The sequence below is a fragment of the Microbacterium sp. UCD-TDU genome (assembly GCF_000340625.1).
Taxonomy (GTDB): Bacteria; Actinomycetota; Actinomycetes; order Actinomycetales; family Microbacteriaceae; genus Microbacterium; species Microbacterium maritypicum.
In genome coordinates this window covers 1-16,335 of sequence record NZ_AOSO01000005.1, presented here as the reverse complement: position 1 = coordinate 16,335, position 16,335 = coordinate 1, and the positions used below count along the sequence as shown (strand labels likewise).

General features: G+C 68.8%; 17 protein-coding genes and 1 tRNA gene. 6 read left to right on the top strand and 12 right to left on the bottom strand.

The annotated features are described in order from the left end of the window. Position 1 precedes the first annotated feature (1 nt). The 6 genes from D514_RS20050 to D514_RS20025 form a co-directional block, all read right to left on the bottom strand. Positions 2–667: a GntR family transcriptional regulator gene (locus D514_RS20050; protein WP_127481790.1), complete on the bottom strand. Its 666-nt coding sequence runs from the start codon at positions 665–667 to the stop codon at positions 2–4. Between the two features lie 112 nt (positions 668–779). Further along, positions 780–1,421: an NADPH-dependent F420 reductase gene (locus D514_RS20045; protein ID WP_017828044.1), complete on the bottom strand. Its 642-nt coding sequence runs from the start codon at positions 1,419–1,421 to the stop codon at positions 780–782. A 59-nt stretch (positions 1,422–1,480) separates the two neighbouring features. Beyond that, positions 1,481–2,422 carry a GNAT family N-acetyltransferase gene (locus D514_RS38320; protein WP_017828043.1) on the bottom strand — a complete coding sequence of 314 codons (942 nt, stop codon included), beginning with the start codon at positions 2,420–2,422 and terminating at the stop codon, positions 1,481–1,483. 16 nt (positions 2,423–2,438) lie between these two features. After that, positions 2,439–2,873 carry a Fe-S cluster assembly sulfur transfer protein SufU gene (gene sufU, locus D514_RS20035; protein WP_017828042.1) on the bottom strand — a complete coding sequence of 145 codons (435 nt, stop codon included), beginning with the start codon at positions 2,871–2,873 and terminating at the stop codon, positions 2,439–2,441. Then, complete coding sequence (locus D514_RS20030) at positions 2,870–4,177, bottom strand: aminotransferase class V-fold PLP-dependent enzyme (RefSeq protein WP_017828041.1); 1,308 nt, start codon at positions 4,175–4,177, stop codon at positions 2,870–2,872. The genes sufU and D514_RS20030 overlap by 4 nt, the downstream gene beginning before the upstream one ends. A 43-nt stretch (positions 4,178–4,220) precedes the next feature. Then, positions 4,221–4,601: a helix-turn-helix domain-containing protein gene (locus D514_RS20025; protein ID WP_017828040.1), complete on the bottom strand. Its 381-nt coding sequence runs from the start codon at positions 4,599–4,601 to the stop codon at positions 4,221–4,223. A 90-nt stretch (positions 4,602–4,691) separates the two neighbouring features. Here D514_RS20025 and D514_RS20020 point away from each other — a divergent pair, with 90 nt between their 5' ends. Further along, complete coding sequence (locus D514_RS20020; protein ID WP_017828039.1) at positions 4,692–5,084, top strand: nuclear transport factor 2 family protein; 393 nt, start codon at positions 4,692–4,694, stop codon at positions 5,082–5,084. Between the two features lie 76 nt (positions 5,085–5,160). Further along, positions 5,161–5,808, top strand: a complete 648-nt coding sequence (locus D514_RS20015) for a LysE family translocator (protein WP_017828038.1) — start codon at positions 5,161–5,163, stop codon at positions 5,806–5,808. A 19-nt stretch (positions 5,809–5,827) separates the two neighbouring features. Here the strand turns inward: D514_RS20015 and D514_RS20010 are convergent, their stop codons facing one another. The 6 genes from D514_RS20010 to D514_RS19990 all read right to left on the bottom strand — a co-directional run bounded on the left by D514_RS20010 (position 5,828) and on the right by D514_RS19990 (position 10,356). After that, on the bottom strand, positions 5,828–6,628 hold the full coding sequence (locus D514_RS20010; protein ID WP_017828037.1) for a DUF1206 domain-containing protein: 801 nt from the start codon (positions 6,626–6,628) through the stop codon (positions 5,828–5,830). Positions 6,629–6,691: 63 nt separating this feature from the next. Further along, the gene (locus D514_RS20005) at positions 6,692–7,327 is read right to left on the bottom strand and encodes a GyrI-like domain-containing protein (RefSeq protein WP_017828036.1); all 636 of its coding nucleotides are present in this window, start codon (positions 7,325–7,327) and stop codon (positions 6,692–6,694) included. A gap of 106 nt (positions 7,328–7,433) precedes the next feature. Beyond that, a complete protein-coding gene (locus tag D514_RS20000; RefSeq protein WP_017828035.1) occupies positions 7,434–8,300 on the bottom strand; it encodes a GyrI-like domain-containing protein in 867 nt (288 codons plus the stop codon). A gap of 111 nt (positions 8,301–8,411) precedes the next feature. Further along, positions 8,412–8,546: a methionine/alanine import family NSS transporter small subunit gene (locus D514_RS38315; protein ID WP_017828034.1), complete on the bottom strand. Its 135-nt coding sequence runs from the start codon at positions 8,544–8,546 to the stop codon at positions 8,412–8,414. Next, on the bottom strand, positions 8,543–10,165 hold the full coding sequence (locus D514_RS19995; protein ID WP_017828033.1) for a sodium-dependent transporter: 1,623 nt from the start codon (positions 10,163–10,165) through the stop codon (positions 8,543–8,545). Before D514_RS19995 ends, D514_RS38315 begins: the two co-directional genes overlap by 4 nt. 102 nt (positions 10,166–10,267) lie before the next feature. Continuing rightward, positions 10,268–10,356 (bottom strand) — tRNA-Ser (locus D514_RS19990). Between the two features lie 189 nt (positions 10,357–10,545). On the opposite strand from D514_RS19990, the gene D514_RS19985 reads away from it, so the two are divergent. The 4 genes from D514_RS19985 to D514_RS19970 form a co-directional block, all read left to right on the top strand. Then, a complete protein-coding gene (locus D514_RS19985) occupies positions 10,546–11,256 on the top strand; it encodes an ion channel (RefSeq protein ID WP_144052902.1) in 711 nt (236 codons plus the stop codon). Between the two features lie 186 nt (positions 11,257–11,442). Next, complete coding sequence (locus tag D514_RS19980; RefSeq protein ID WP_017828031.1) at positions 11,443–12,918, top strand: DUF2252 domain-containing protein; 1,476 nt, start codon at positions 11,443–11,445, stop codon at positions 12,916–12,918. Continuing rightward, complete coding sequence (locus D514_RS19975; RefSeq protein WP_017828030.1) at positions 12,915–14,528, top strand: MFS transporter; 1,614 nt, start codon at positions 12,915–12,917, stop codon at positions 14,526–14,528. Before D514_RS19980 ends, D514_RS19975 begins: the two co-directional genes overlap by 4 nt. An 82-nt stretch (positions 14,529–14,610) precedes the next feature. Then, on the top strand, positions 14,611–16,335 hold a 1,725-nt coding region (locus D514_RS19970; protein ID WP_017828029.1), incomplete at its 3' end, for a family 78 glycoside hydrolase catalytic domain.

Below are 16,335 nucleotides of genomic sequence, written 5' to 3'. Positions count from 1 at the left end.
TTCAGGCGCTCAGATCGCCGCGCTCGGCGAGACGTCGCTCGGCTGCGGACTGTCCGCTGGCCAAGTGCGCCGGCACGATCCGACGCAGCGCTTCGGTGTCGCGCGCCGTCATCGCCTCGAGGATGATGCGGTGCTCGTCCGCCATCGCGAGCAGGTCGTCGTGCTGTCCGAACAACCAGCGCAGACGCGTGAGGAAGACGGCGATGAGCTCGCCGAGCATCTCGTTCGCCGCGAGCTCGACGGCGATCTCGTGGAACTCCGCCGCGGCGACCCTGGCCGCCTCGGAGTCCTCGGCGCGGGCGGCCTCGAGTTCGCGTTCGTAGGCTCCACGGATGCGGGCGATCCCGGCCTCATCGTGCCGCTCGGCTGCGAAGACGAAGATCAGCGTCTCGATGGCCTCGCGCACCTCGGCGAAGTCCTGGATGTCGCGGTGGGTGAACTCCCGCACGACCGCCCAGGTACGGGGGCGTGCGACGACGATCCCCTCGGCCACGAGCGTGCGGATGGCTTCGCGAACCGGGAGCCGGGAGACGTTCAGCTCCGCCGCGATATCGCGCTCGACGAGCCGTGCTCCCGGTCTGCGCCGCCCGAGGATGATGTCGTCGCGAAGGACGCGCGTGACTCTCACCGACTCGAGTTCGCCGCCTGCTGCCATAGCCCCCGCCATCTGGGCATTCTCGCACTCCGGGCGGTGTTCCTCAACTTTTGGTATCCCAAGGCTCGCATCCGTGCGGGCCCTGCGGCGAGGGAGCTCTCCGCCTCCCTCGCCGCACCGGCGCTCAGGGCAGGCGGTTAGCGATCGCGAGGTTCGCGGTGAGCTCCTCGGCATTCTGCCGGACCGCGTAGGCCGGACGGTCTCGCTCGACTCGCCAGGACTCGCTCAGCGGCCCCACGTTGACCGTGTCGAATCCGGCCTCGTCGTAGAAGCGCGTCACGAACGCGACAGCCTCCGCGTCATCACCGGCCGTGGCCAGTGCGCGACGATCGGGGGTGCCGGCAGGGGTGCCGTCGGACGTGATCTCCGAAGCGAAGATGTGGTTGAACGCCTTCGCGATCTTCGAGTCAGGGAGCGCACGCTGCACCAGCTCCGACGTCGTCGTCTCGCCCTTGTCGAGGGCCTCGATGTGGCCGTCCCGCTCGAAGTAGTAGTTGATCGTGTCGAGGACGATCTTGCCGGCGAGCTGTTCGGCGGGGAGATTGTCGATGGCGCGGAGCGGCACCGTGACGACCGCGACGTCGGCAGCGGCAGCGGCCTCGTGCGCGGTGGCCGCCCGAGCCTTCGAGCCGAGTTCGGCGACCAGATCGGCGAGCGTCTCCGGCCCGCGGGAGTTGGCGATCACCACGTCGTAGCCGTTCGCGATCGCCACGCGCGCGACCTGGCTGCCGATGTGTCCTGCACCGATGATTCCGAGAGTTGTCATGTCGGGACCAACGTCCGGCGCGCGCGTCTATTCCCGTCGAGTCGTCTCGTGACCGCGGATCAGAGGTCGCGCAGCAGGCTCTCCTCGGTGCGCCGGTAGCCGAGCTGTTCGTAGAGCTCGACCGCTCCCTCGTTGAAGCCGAAGACGTGCAGCCCGATCGACTCCGCGCCGAGCCGGCGGGCCGCCCGCTCGGCGGCGTGCATCAGCTCGCGCCCATACCCCTTGCGGCGCTGCTCCGCAGCCACCTCGATGTCGAGGATGAACGCCTGCGGTCGGCCGTCGCGCCGACGTATGCCGAACCAGAGGATGCCGACCTCGGTACCGGCGACGGTGGCGGTGAAGAGCTCCTGCCCCTCGGTGTCGAGTCCGTCCGGAAGCTCCGCCAGCATCTGACGATGCGACTCGGCGGCGGCCTCCTCCGGCGTGTACCGGCCGGACTCGGCGAGGTCGTGCGCGAACCCCTCCTCAGACGCCGCGACGAAACGGGGGAAGCGCTCCGCGGTCATCGGCCGCACATCGACGTGCCCGGCGACCTCGCGCACCGGAAGCGGCTCCAGCACCATCTGGATCGAGGCGACCTCGAACCCGCGTCCCTCGACGAATGCCCGTGCGGCCGCGTCCTGCGGGAAGAGCGGCATGGCGATCTGCGTCGCGCCCCTGTCGCGGGCGATCTGCAGGATGCCGTGGAGAAGATCGTCGCGCTGGGCATCGGTCGACGTCGTCTCGAAGACGAGGTCAAGGAGGACCAGCTTCTGACCGTTCAGGGCCAGCAGGAGCGTTCCGAGCTCGCCATCCGCGTCGTCCACGATGCTCGCGACCCACGCCGTCGATGTCGCGACGCCTTCGGGGAACAGCTCGTCGAAGGTGTGCTCGACATGGCCGACCGCATCCGCGCCGGGGCGTCGTCCCGAGCGCCTGTTGCCGTCGATGAGGCGCTGCCGTGACGCCGCCCTCCACTCGTCGAAGCGCGCGGCGGGCAGAGGCGTCAGATGCAGGGACATGCCTCCATCCTGCACCTCAGCTGCGGGTCAGCGCGTCCTCTGCGGCGACCCAGGCGAGCATGGCGCACTTGACCCTGGCGACGTACTTCGACACTCCGCCGAGGGCCGCCGCGTCGCCGAGCAGCTCCTCGTCGGGTTCGATCTTGCCGCGGGATCGCATCGCCTCACGGAATGCCGCGATGCGCACCTCGAGGTCTTCGACGCTGAGTCCTTCCGCGAGCTCCGCCAGCAGGGAGGCCGACGCCTGGGAGATCGCGCACCCGTGGCCCTCCCAGGCGATCGCCTCGACGCTGCCGTCGGCGTCGCGATGCACCTGGAGCGTGATCTCGTCACCGCAGGTCGGGTTCAGCTGGTGAGACTGCGCCGGGATCTCCTCGCGGAGTCCGTAGCCGTGCGGTGTGCGCGAGTGGTCCAGGATCAGCTCCTGGTACAGGTTCTGCAGGTCGCTCATGCGCCCCTCCGGAAGAAGTCGATCGCTCCGGCAACGCCCTCGATCACGGCGTCCACCTCGGCATCGGTCGTGTACAGGTAGGTGCTCGCCCTGGTGGACGAGGTCACGCCCAGGCGCCGGTGCAACGGCTGCGCGCAGTGGTGGCCGACGCGCACGGCGATGCCGAGGTCGTCGAGGAACTGCCCCACATCGTGCGAGTGGATGCCCTCGACGTCGAAGCTCGCCAGGCCCACACGGGGAAGATCGATTCCGGCTCCGAGCACGCGCACCCCGTCGATCGCGCTCAGCCCGTCGACGAGTCGGCGACCGAAGGCCGCCTCGTGCGCGGCGATGCGCGGCATCCCCACCTCGGTCAGGTAGCCGACGGCCGCGGCGAGCGCGATCGCCTGCGAGACGCGCTGTGTGCCGGCTTCGAAGCGCTGCGGCGGCGGAAGGTACTCGGCCTCGGTCGTGGTGACCGTCGTGATCATCGACCCGCCCGTCAGGAACGGCGGCAGGGCTGCCAGCACCTCGCGGCGACCGTAGAGGGCGCCGATACCGGTGGGACCGAGCATCTTGTGGCCCGACAGCACGGCGAAGTCGACATCGAGGGCGCGGACGTCGAGGGGCAGATGCGGCGCGGACTGGCACGCGTCGAGCAGGGTCAGGGCACCGACCTCCCGCGCGAGGGCCACCAGCTGATCGGTGGGGTTGATCACTCCGAGCACGTTCGAGACATGCGTGAATGCGACGAGCTTCGTGCGCGGGGTGATCAGCTCGGCCGCGGCGTCGAGTCGCAGAGCGCCGTCGTCGTCGAGGGGGATGACCTTGAGCGTCGCACCGGTGCGCGCCGCGAGCTCCTGCCACGGGATGAGATTCGCGTGGTGCTCCATCTCGGTGGTCACGATGTCATCGCCCTCGCGGAGCCGGAATCGCTCGGCGGCGGCTCCCCCGCGCCCGAGCGACGCGTTCGACATCGAGTACGCGACGAGGTTGATCGCCTCGGTCGCATTCGAGGTCCAGACGATCTCGTCGTCGGCGGCTCCCACGAACCGGGCGACGGCGGCGCGCGCGTCTTCGAACAGCTCTGTGGCCTCGGCCGCGAGCGTGTGCGCACCGCGGTGCACCGCGGAGTTCAAGGAGGTGGCGAAGTCACGCTCGGCGTCGAGGACCGCGGTCGGTCGCTGCGACGTCGCTCCCGAATCCAGGTACACGAGCGGATGCCCCTGCACCCGCGCACCCAGGATGGGGAAGTCCTCGCGGATGCGCCGCACCTCGGCCTCGTTCAAGGGGGCGATCACGTCGACACCGGGAGAAACGCTCATCGTTCCAGTTTCCCACCTGTGGGCGACGGGTGGGCGCAGGCGGTCAGTGCCCGTCGAGCATCTTCGCGTCGGCGACCTCGTCATAGCGGTCCTGCGCTTCGCGCACATCCTCCACGTGCGACTCGGCCCAGACCTGCAGAGCCTGGAGCGGCTCGTACAGGGTGCGTCCGAGCGGGGTGAGCCGGTAGCGCGAATGGCCGTCTTCGCCGACCGCGCGGTCCAGCATCCCGTCGCGTTCGAGAGCACGGAGCGTGTCGACGAGCACCTTCTTCGCGATCCCGTCCATCCGGGTGTGCAGTTCGCCGAAGCGCAACGGCTGCTCGTGCAGGAGCACGACGATCATCGCCGTCCACTTGTTCGCGATGCGCGCGAGCGAGGCGCGAGAGGGGCAGCTGGCGGAGAACACCGTCCACGTGCTCGACATTCGCCGATCCTTCCGGGTGACGTTGAAGTAACCGCGCCACTGTCGAGACGCTGGATGCTCCACAGTACCGACCCATCGAGAAGGAGCATCATGTCGGCTATCGACGTCGTAGGACAGTACGGTGCGGCCATGGCCGCCGGGGACATGGAAGCGCTGGCCGCGACCTTCCATGCGGATGCCGTCTGGCACCAGCCGGGTGCGAACCAGGTGTCCGGGGACCATGTCGGACCGGACGCGATCCTCACGCACCTGGGTCGCTTCATGCAACTGAGCGGCGGCACGTTCGCACTCGAGACCGAATCGGCGACCGAGAGCGGCAGCCTCGTCTCGGCCACGGTGCGCTTCTGCGCCCAGCGCGAAGGGCACGAGGATCTCGACCAGCACGGGGTCGACGTGTTCCGGGTCGCCGACGGCCGGATCGCCGAAGTCTGGCTGATGAGCGAGGACCAGGAGGCCGAAGACCGCTTCTGGGGCACGGCCTGATCGATCGGCCGCTCGTCGCGGGCACCGGACGATCGGGATCTCGACCGTCCGGTGCCTCCACGTCTAGGCTCATCCCATGATCGCCCAGGACACGCTGCTCGCCTTCGTCGTCGCAGCCTTCGTCATGGTCGTGATCCCCGGGCCCACCGTGCTGTTCACCATCGGGCGGGCGATGGCGCTCGGGCGGATGGGCGGCTTCCTCAGCATCCTGGGCACGGCGGTCGGTTCCATCCTCCTCGTCGTGGCCGTGGCGCTCGGCGTCGGGACGGTGATCGCGCAGTCGGTCGTGCTGTTCACGATCGTCAAGGTGCTCGGCGCCGGGTACCTGATCTTCCTCGGCATCCAGGCCATCCGTCACCGCAAGGATGCGGCGAGAGCCATGGCATCGGCACCCACGCGACGCTCGGGGTGGCGGCTGTTCGCGGAAGGCTTCGTCGTCGGGGTGACCAATCCGAAGTCCATCGCGTTCTTCCTCGCGATCCTGCCGCAGTTCGTCGACCTGGATGCCGGGTCCGTCCCCGCGCAGCTCTTCCTGCTCGGGGCGATCGTCGTGACGATCGGTGTGACCTGCGATGCGGTGTGGGTGCTGCTCGCGAGCGCCGCTCGCGACTGGTTCGGCCGCTCGCCTGGACGCATCGAGGCGATGGGTGCGTCGGGCGGAGGACTGATGATCGCGCTCGGCGCCTTCCTGCTGGTGTGGAGCGAGAAGCCCGCGACCGCGTGAGCGCTCGCGGAGATCGCGGTCACATGCGCGCGAAGCGGGCCCGAGCGATGCAGAAGACGCCGTACACAGCGAAACCCGCTCCCACCGCGCCCAGGACTAGTCCGCCGAGGGGCAGCTCGAGCAGGCTGTGCAGTGCGGCATCGAGCCCTGCCCCCTTCTCCGGGTCCTGGGTGACGGCGGCCACGACGAAGAGCACCCCGGTCACGGCCACCGCGACACCCTTGCCGAAGTAGCCGATCACGCCCAGCGTCACGATGCCGCCGCGTGCGACCCCCGACGGCAGATCGAGCAGCTTCTCGAAGCCGCGGGTGAATCCGCCCACGACGAATCCGACCCCGACTCCGACCACGGAGAGACCGACCACGACGAGCAGTGCGACCCCTCCCGGTGCCGAGAGGAGGATCGCGCTCAGGGTCTTCGAGGCGGTCTCCGAATCGGCGTTGCCGCCCACGGCGTAGATGAGCGCCATGCCGGCGACCACGAGATAGGCGAGGGCGATGCCGAAGAGCTTGACGCGCTGACCCCACTTCTTGGTCTCGGCCGGATCGGCGGCGAGGAACGCGCTCGCGATCTGCCATACAGCCAGCGCGATCAGACCGGCAGCGACGAAGACGAGCAGCAGTCCTCCGACCGGGTTCTGGCGGATCTGCTCCATCGCACCGTCCTGGTCGGCGTCGCCCGAGGCGCCGGCGGCGATGGAGATCGCGATCGACCCGATGATGACGTGGATCAGGCCGAGGACGACGAATCCGGCACGGGCGATCCGCCGGAATGCGGAGGACCCTTTGGCGACGCGCGCCACGTGTTTGACCGTGCTCATCGTTGAAGCGTATCCGTCGTGCGGGAGGCCGCGGAGGGGCTTGCGTTTCCCGGCCCCCACCGCTCAGGCGCCTCGCGTCACCGGCTGCCGGAGGATCGTTCGCAGCTTCGCAGGGTCGGTGCGACGCAGGTCGCTCAGGTAGATCTCGTGGTGGCGTCCGCGCATCTGCAGCCCGTTCTCGGGAATGAAGCGGCGGTGGAGGTCGTCGAGCACCGGCCCCTCGTCGTCGAACGGACCCACATGCAGAGTCTGCACGCAGGTCCCCTCCTCGAGCGTCTCGAGCCGCACCGCATCCAGCGCCGGGATCGGCTCCTTCTTCTTCGCCGCCTTCTGCGCCACGGATTCCACCGCGTGCGCGAACATCGACGAGGTGATGTGGTCGCCGACCATGATCATCGACGTCCACATCCATGCCGACTTGTCGCGTCTGGAGGTGAACGACTCCATGTCGGGTGCATGCCAGAGCCCTTCGAGGGGCATCACCACGGTGTCGATGCCGAGCTCGCTCCGACTCGCGAACTTCAACGCGTAGGCCACGGGGAACAGGGCAGAGACGGCATCCCGGTAGGCGGGCGAGGTGTTCGGATCCCCCGCGCCGTCGATCATCAGGTACTGCAGGGGCGGCACCTCGACGATGCGGAACTCGCCCCGCTTCGCCCGATACGCGTCGAGCGCCTTCTTGGGGTCGATGGCCACCATGATGTGCCTCCCTGGTCCGTGAGCCCAGTGTCGCACGGGCGTCGGACATGGAGCGGCGACGCGGGGGCGGGTGGTGCGCGGATGCCCACCCGCCCCCGGCCGAGCGTCAGCCGTGCTCGACCGGAAGCCAGAGCTCACACGACGCGGAGTCCCCTGAGAACTCGAGGTAGCGCACGATCGAGGGGCCGGGACGCAGCCGCCAGGGGTTCGACGGGAACCACTCGGTCGCTGTGGCGGCCCACAGATCCTGCAGCGTCTCGGGGAACGGGCCGCGGGCGGCGAAGACCGCCCAGGAGCCGGCTTCGAGACGGACGGAGTCGAGGTCGTCCGGAACGGGAGTGGTGCTCTGCAGGGCGACGCCATGCAGATAGGTGAGCAGCGCGCCCTCCGGCGCGTCCGGTTCGATGTCGGCTGTGACGGCCAGGATGCCCGACGGCTGGGCGTCGCCGAGACCCTTGAGGCGCGCATGTTCCTCGGACGGGATCGCGGCGATGTGCGCCTGGATGTGCGGATTGACGCCCTCGTGGATCAACGGGACCTCGGCCGCATGACCGGCGAGGACGAGCTCGGGCAGGGGTGTGATGGTGACATCCATGGGGATTCTCCCTTCGACGCTCAGGCGGAACCGGAGCGTGGGTTGAGTGCGGAGAGGACCCCCGTCACGGCGCGCATCGGCCGGACTGATGCCGTGCACCGACCGGAACGCGCGTCCGAATGCCTCGACCGACCCGTACCCGTGGCGCACGGCCACGTCGAGCAGACTCGCGGCGCCCGCAGCGAGCTCCGCCCCGGCGAGGGTCATCCGACGACGACGCACGTATTCCGAGAACGGCATGCCCGCGAGTGCCGAGAACATCCGGCGCAGGTGATACTCGGTGCTCCCGTGCTCATGCGAGAACGAGGCCACGTCGATCTCCTGACCCGGGTCTCCCGCGTCGACCAGGTCGATCAGTGCGTTCAGCGTGCCGATCATGAGGTCCTCCTTTCCTCACCATCGTCACCGTCGCGCACCCATAGCGACCCGACTTCTGCGGTCCGATGCGATCAGCGCACGCACTCGATCGGCGTCGGAGTTCGATCGACGTCAGAGTTCGACGGGCGGCGCGGGCTCGGTCTCCGACTCCTCGGGATGGCGCGCGAGGTTCACGATCCCGGCGACGAGGCCGCCCCAGACCGTGACCATCGCGATGATCATCATGACGATCGCTGCCGTGGTCATGCGCCGGCTCCCTTCGTGGTCGTGTCGATCAACGGGATCGCCGAGGTCTCCGCATCCGGTTCGTACTCTTCTTCCGAGAGGAACTCGTCGTACTCGGGATCGTCCTTCGCGTGCGAGCGCCCGCTCCACGGCAGTGCCGACAGGATCAGAGCCAGCACGACCAGCGCGATGACCATCCCCCAGCCGAAGATCGCGAGGAACCAGCCGGGGTATCCGCTGTACGGCTCGGAGGTCTTGGCGATCAGTTCGCTGATGAAGAGGTATCCGAGCACCACCGGCGCGAGAACGCCGACGAGCACCTTCCAGATCGTCCCCACACGGAAGCTGGAGCGCCGGTTCAGGTGCTCCACCAGCACCGGCAGCTTGTGCAGCAGCCACGCCACGATGATCACGGCCACCAGCGCGACCGCCATGATGCCGAAGGAGTTGACGAAGGCGTCCGCGGTGTCGAGCACCGACAAGGCCGTGGTGGTGGAGAAAAGCGCCATCGAGATGATCGCCAGCGGGATCGCGACCGTGAGCGTGGTGCGCACCCGAGCCCAGCCGAGCTTGTCCTGCAGCGCGGCCACGATCACCTCGAGGATCGAGATCAGAGAGGTGACACCGGCGAAGACCAGGGCCCCGAAGAACAGCACGCCGATGATCGACCCGCCCGTCGCCTGCGACACGATCGTCGGGAAGGCGATGAAGGCGAGTCCGATGCCGGAGGATGCGACGCCGGCGACCTCCGTGCCCTGCGCCTGCGCCATGAAGCCGAGAGCCGCGAAGACGCCGATCCCGGCGAGGATCTCGAAGCCCGAGTTCGCGAACGCGACGACGAGTCCGGAGCCGGTGAGATCGGTCTTGCGCTTCAGGTAGGAGGAATAGGTGACCATGATGCCGAAGGCGACGGACAGCGAGAAGAAGATGTGGCCGTAGGCGGATGCCCAGACCCCGGGATCGGCCAGAGCCTCCCAGTTCGGGGTGAAGAACGCGTTCAGGCCGTCCATCGCGCCCGGGAGGAACAGGGACTGCACCACGAGGATCGCGAACATGATGGTGAGCAACGGCATCAGGATCATGTTCGCCCGGCCGATGCCGCGTTTGACGCCCAGCGCCATGATCACGATCACGATCAGCCAGACCACGACCAGCGGAATGCCGACCTGCGGCACGAACTCGGTGGACACGCCCACCTCGGCGACGTCGGCCGAGCGCAGGAAGTCGATGAAGAAGAAGTCGTTCTCGTTGCCCGCACCCCAGGTGAGCTGGGCCGAGAACCAGGTGTACATCGCCGCCCAGGCGATGATCACCGCGTAGTAGACGGCGATGACGACGCAGATGAGCACCTGCCACCAGCCGAGAGGCTCGGCAGCACGGTGCATGCGGCGGAACGCCAGCGGTGCCGATCCGCGGAAACGGTGGCCGATCGCGTAGTCGAAGAACAGCAGCGGGATGCCGGCCGTGAGCAGGGCGCACAGGTACGGGATCAGGAACGCACCGCCGCCGCCCTCGTAGGCGACGTAGGGGAACCGCCAGATGTTGCCGAGGCCGACCGCGGAGCCGATCGCCGAGAGGATGAACACGTTCCGCGAGCCGAACGCCTCGCGTTTGTGGGTCTGCGTCGTTGCGGTTGCCATGCGGGCGAGACTACCCGAGGGCAGACCCGATCCGCATTCCACACCGGTCGCACCCGTGCAGGAGCCAACGAGAAAACCCCCGCCTGAGCGGGGGTTCTTGTGCGGAGACGAGGGGATTTGAACCCCTGGTCCCCGTGAGGGGACTCCACCTTAGCAGGGTGGTGCACTCGGCCGGACTATGCGACGTCTCCAGGCATCCGACCCGAAAGCACGGATGCACCTAGCCATCATAACGGGTCAGACGAGCGGTGACGAACCAGCCCCCGGGACTCTTCTTCTGGCCGACGCACAACCGGCCTGAGCGGGGAGGCGCACTCGCGCTGGGATACTGGCCGCACATCGTGGACGCTCCGCGTCCACCGCGCGGAAGAGGACCGATCATGCCCCGGACAGACACCGTGAAGCCCGAGCACTCCGACAGGCCCCCGCGTCGCCGCCGAGACGGCCAGGCCCGCGGATACGCCATCATCCTCGTCCTGCTCGTCGTCTCCTACGGTCTGTGCGCCGCGCAGCCGAGCACGGACCCGAGCCCCTGGGCCTTCCTCGCAATGCTGGCGACGATCGCGATGGTGTTCTACGTGACCAGGGCCCGGAACCTCGTCCAGCGCGTGTCGTGGGTGGTGCTCTCGGTGGCCGGCGCCTCAGCCGTCGCCGCTGCCCTCTTCGGTGTCGAGGGTCCTCTGCTCGCGATCCCGCTGTCGACGGCGTCGATGATCGCCCTGCTGGTCGCTCCCTGGGCGATCATCGCGCATCAGGTCAACCGACGCGGCCTCGACCTGGAGGCCCTCCTGGCGGCGATCACCGCGTACATCCTGGTCGGGATGTTCTTCGCCTTCGTCTACAACCTGATCTCGCAGTTCTCACCCACCCCCATGTTCGGCGACGAGAATCTCGACTCGCTCGGCAACCAGCTGTTCTTCTCCTTCACGACGCTGACCACGACCGGATACGGCAACCTGGTGCCGGTCGGCGCCACCGGACAGGGGATCGCTATCGCCGAGGCCATCACGGGGCAGCTGTTCCTGATCACCGCGGTCGCGCGGATCATGCGGGGTGCCAGCGCGAAGCGCGCCGCGTCATCCGACGCCTGACCCTGCGGCCGAGATCGAGGAGCAGCGCCGACATCTCCCCGACCTCGCCCGAATGGGGTGATGCCCCTCCCGTGATCCCCCCGCGGACTGCGACGATGAGCAGTGCGACGCCGCCCGCATCCGGCCCGGGATCCTCCTCCGGTCCTCCGGCTCCCGCGCCGTCGACAGACGGGTGGGAGGTGCGGCATGGGGGAGATCGGAAGCGCCGAGGAGCGCGACGGGTTCGCGCCTCCGGATGCGGTCGCACCGGAGTTCGTCGCCAGGTGGAGCCGCGGTCGCGACGCCCGTTCTCGTGCCCCTCGCTCGCACCAGGGCCCGTGGCGTCCGGGAACGGACCGCACCGACCCGGTCGCGCTGCTCGAGGGGCAGGCCACCACGCGGGATCTCGACATCGTTCCGTTGCGGTACGAGCGGATGTCGGCCTCGCCGTTCGCGTTCTACCGGGGGGCGGCCCTGCTGATGGCCACCGACCTCGCCACCGCACCCCACACCGGCATCACCGTGCAGCTGTGCGGTGACGCGCACCTGTCGAACTTCGGCCTGTTCGGCACTCCGGAGCGCCGGCTCATCTTCGACATGAACGACTTCGACGAGACGTTCCCCGGCCCGTTCGAATGGGACGTGAAGCGGCTGGCGACGAGCTTCGCCGTGGCCGGCCGCCATCGTGGTTTCTCCGCGGACGAGGTCCGTGCGTGTGTCCGCGCATCGGTCGTGGGCTACCGGAAGGCGATGCGGCGCGCGGCCGACTCCCCTGTCCTGGACGCCTGGTACGAACGTTTCGACGCGGAGAGCGCGCGCCGACGGATCCGCGCGGAACGAGATCGGCGACGTGCGGACGACGTGACGGTCGCTCGACTGGATGCGGTGGTGAAGAAGGCGCGCAAGCGGGACCGGATGCGATCGTTCGCGAAGCTCGTGCACGTCGTCGACGGACAGCTTCGGATCATCTCGAACCCGCCGCTGGTGACGCCCGTCGAGGACTTTCTGCCGGGGGCCGGCACCGACGGCGACGAGGCCGCCCTGATGCGGGGTCTCCTCTCCGAATACCAGGACACGTTGCCTGGCGAGCACCATCCGATCTCCGAGTACCGCTACCGGCACATGGCCCGGACGGTGGGCGGGATCGGCAGCGTCGGCACGAGGGCCTGGGTCGTGCTCCTCAGCGGCCGAGACGATCACGATCCTCTGCTCCTGCAGGCGAAGACCGCGCAGCCTTCCGTCCTCGAGCGCTTCCTCGGTCCCGGCGCGCACGTCAACGAGGGAGAGCGGGTGGTGCGCGGACAGCGACTCATGCAGGCGGCCAGCGACATCTTCCTCGGATGGCAGCGGGTGACCGGCGCCGACGGCACGACACGCGACTTCTACGTGCGCCAGCTGCACGACTGGAAAGGCGGGATCGATCCGGAGACGATGACTCCCCGCGGTGCGGCGCTGTATGCGCGCATCTGCGGCGAGACCCTCGCCCGAGGGCACGCCAGGAGTGGGGACCGCATCGAGGTCGCCGGGTACCTCGGTCGCGGGCGTGCATTCGAAGAGGCCGTCTGCGTCTTCGCCGATACCTACGCCGATCAGAACGAGCGCGACTTCACGAACTTCCGCGACGCGCTCGCGGCCGGGAGGCTCCCCACGATGGGGGTCGCACCCTCGAAGGAGTCGCCATGAAGCGCTGGGGTGTCATCGCTGTCCTCGGATCCGCGCAGTTCGTGATGGTGCTCGACGGCACCGTGATGAACGTGTCGATCTCGACGGTGGTGTCCGACCTCGACACCACCGTCACCGCGATGCAGGGCGCCATCACCTTCTACACCCTGACGATGGCCGCGTTCATGCTGCTGGGCGCGCGGCTGGGCGATGTATGGGGTCGCCGCAGGGCGTTCGTGATCGGGTCGTGCGTGTACGCGGCGGGCTCGCTGATCACCGCGTTGAGCCCGAACGTGCAGTTCCTCTTCCTCGGCTGGTCGATCGTCGAGGGGCTGGGTGCTGTGCTGGTCATCCCGGCGATCGCCGCGCTCGTCGCCGATAACTACCGGGGAAGCGAGCGCATCACGGCCTTCGCCATCATCGGCGCCGTGTCCGGAGCGGCCGTCGCGGCGGGACCCCTGATCGGAGGATTCGTCACGACGTACTTCGACTGGCGCTACGTGTTCGCCGCCGAGGTGCTCATCATGATCGGTGTGGTGCTGTGCGCCCGCATCGTGACGGATCCGACGCCGCGGCAGAGCGTGCGCATCGATCTCCTCAGCGTCGCCCTGTCCTCGATCGGGCTGGTGGCCGTGGTGTTCGGGATGCTGCAGAGCAAGACCTGGGGATGGGTGCTTCCGCTGAATCCGCCCACCATCGGCGACGTCACCATCGCACCGCTCGGCATCTCCCCCGCCGCCTGGTTCATCGTGCTCGGCATCGTGCTCCTCGCACTCTTCTTCTCCCGCCAGCGTCTTCTCGAGAGCCTGGGCCGCTCTCCGCTCATCCACGTGGGCATGTTCTCGATCACGTCGCTGCGCAGCGGGCTCTTCGTGCTCGGAGCGCAGTACACAGTGACGGCGGGGTTGTTCTTCATGGTGCCGGTCTATCTGCAGATGACCCTCGGCCTCGATGCGCTGGAGACCGGCGTCCGGATCTTCCCGCTCTCGATCGCCCTCGTGCTGTTCTCCATCGTCGGCACCCGGCTCTCGCGCGTGCTCTCGCCACGGATGATCGTGCGCATCGGGCAGGTGACCCTCGTCGTGAGCGCTGTCATCCTGCTCGGCTCCGCGACGAGCGACCTGCGCAGCGTGTTCTTCGCCACCGGGATGTTCCTCGCCGGAGCAGCCCTCGGACTGCTCGCCTCGCAGCTGGGGAATGTCAACATGTCGAGCGTGACGGAGAAGGAGACGAGCGAGGTGGGCGGGCTCCAGGGCGTGTTCCAGAACCTCGGCTCGTCGTTGGGGACGGCGCTGATCGGCTCGATCCTCATCGGCGCCCTGTCGACCTCGTTCGCATCGGGGGTCGCGTCGAGCGCTCTCCCCGACGCCACGAAGACGACGGTGGCGAGCGCCACGCAGCAGGGCGTCGCGATCGTGCCGGCAGCGGACGTGGCCGCCATCGCGGAGAAGGCCGGTCTGAGCGACGCGGACGCCGACTCCCTCGCCACGATCTACCGCGACTCGCAGCTGTCCTCACTGCGTATCGCGTTCTTCGCACTGATCCTCATCAGCCTCCTGTCGCTGTTCTTCTCGAAGGGGATACCCCGCACGAACGACGCCCACCTGCGACGCACACCGACGACCGGGTGACCCCGGAGGGGCGCGGGAGTCGTGGGCACGAGATCGTCCGACTCCATCGCCGTCGTCCTCGGGATCGGCGAGGATGAGGAGCATGACGATCGTCTCCGCGCCACGCATCGAGCACCACCGTGACCCGCTCGGCATCGGCGAGAGCCGCCCACGTCTGAGCTGGAGGCTCTCCGGCGCACCCGACGGCTGGCGGCAGGAGCGGTATGCGGTCACCGTGGTGCGCGAGGACGGCGAGGAGCGCGTCGAAGTGACGTCCGCCGCCCAGGTCCTGGTCCCCTGGCCGGGCCGGGCGCTCGACTCGCGAGAGCGCGTCCGTGTGCACGTCGCGGTGCAGGGCGCCGACGGCAGCTGGTCGGATCGGAGCCCCGAGACCTGGCTGGAGACGGGGCTGCTGCATGCCGACGACTGGTCGGCGCAGCCGGTCGGGCTCGACCTCGACGAGGGTCCGGAGAGCGACGCCCGCCGCGCGACCCTGGTCCGGCGGAGTTTCCGCATCGACGGCACGATCGCCCGCGCCCGGCTCTACGCCACCGCGCACGGCCTGTACGAAGCCGAGATCAACGGCATCCGCGTCGGCTCCGACACGCTCTCACCGGGCTGGACGGTCTACCGCGAGCGACTGCGGTACTACACCTACGACGTGACCGACCTGCTCGTCGACGGCGAGAACGCACTCGGCGCCTGGCTCGGAGACGGCTGGTATCGCGGACGTCTCGGCTGGCGCGGCGGCCACCGCAACGTGTTCGGCGGCGATCTCTCGTTCCTCGGGCAGCTGGAGATCGTCTACGCCGACGGGCGACGCGAGACGGTCGCGACCGACGACTCGTGGACGGCGGCACTCTCCCCCATCCTGCGGTCCGGGATCTACGACGGTGAGGACTACGACGCGCGCCAGGAGATCCCCGGGTGGACGACGGCGTCGTTCGACGACGACGGGTGGCTGCCGGTCGCCGTGCGCACGCGCGACCCGCGCACCCTCGTCGCCCCGACCGCCCCGCCCGTCCGAGTGACGCAGGAGGTCGCGCCGATCGCCGTGCTCACCTCGCCCGCTGGCGCGCGCATCCTCGACTTCGGACAGAACCTCGTCGGACGGGTGCGCATCCGCGTCGCCGGGCCGCGTGGCGCGACGGTCACGCTGCGCACCGCGGAGGTGTTGCAGGAGGGCGAGATCTACACGCGCCCTCTGCGCAGCGCGCGCTCCAGCGACTCCTACACACTCGACGGACGCCCCGCGGGCGAGGAATGGGAACCGCGCTTCACGTTCCACGGCTTCCGGTACGTCGAGGTCTCGGGGTGGCCGGGTGACCTCGATGCGGATGCCGCGGCCGGCGCCCTCATCGCGCGCGTGCTGCACACCGACCTGGAGCGCACCGGATGGTTCTCGTGCTCCGACCCTCTGGTCGAGCAGTTGCACCGCAACGTCGTCTGGGGCATGCGCGGGAACTTCGTCGACATCCCCACCGACTGTCCGCAGCGCGACGAGCGCGTGGGCTGGACCGGCGACGTGCAGGTGTTCGGGCCCACCGCCTCGACACTGTACGACGTCTCCGGGATGCTGTCGGGGTGGCTCCGCGACGTCGAGGCCGACCAGCTGCCCGACGGCACGGTGCCCTGGTTCGTGCCGGTGATCCCCTCGCACAAGGTGTGGTCCCCGATCAGAGCGGGAGCCGCCTGGGGTGATGTCGCCACGCTGCTGCCCTGGACCCTCTACCAGCGCTTCGGTGATGACGGCGTGCTGGCGACGCAGTTCGAGAGCGCACGCCGCTGGGTCGACAAGGTTTTTCGAACAGTTTTTCGCCCCGGGATA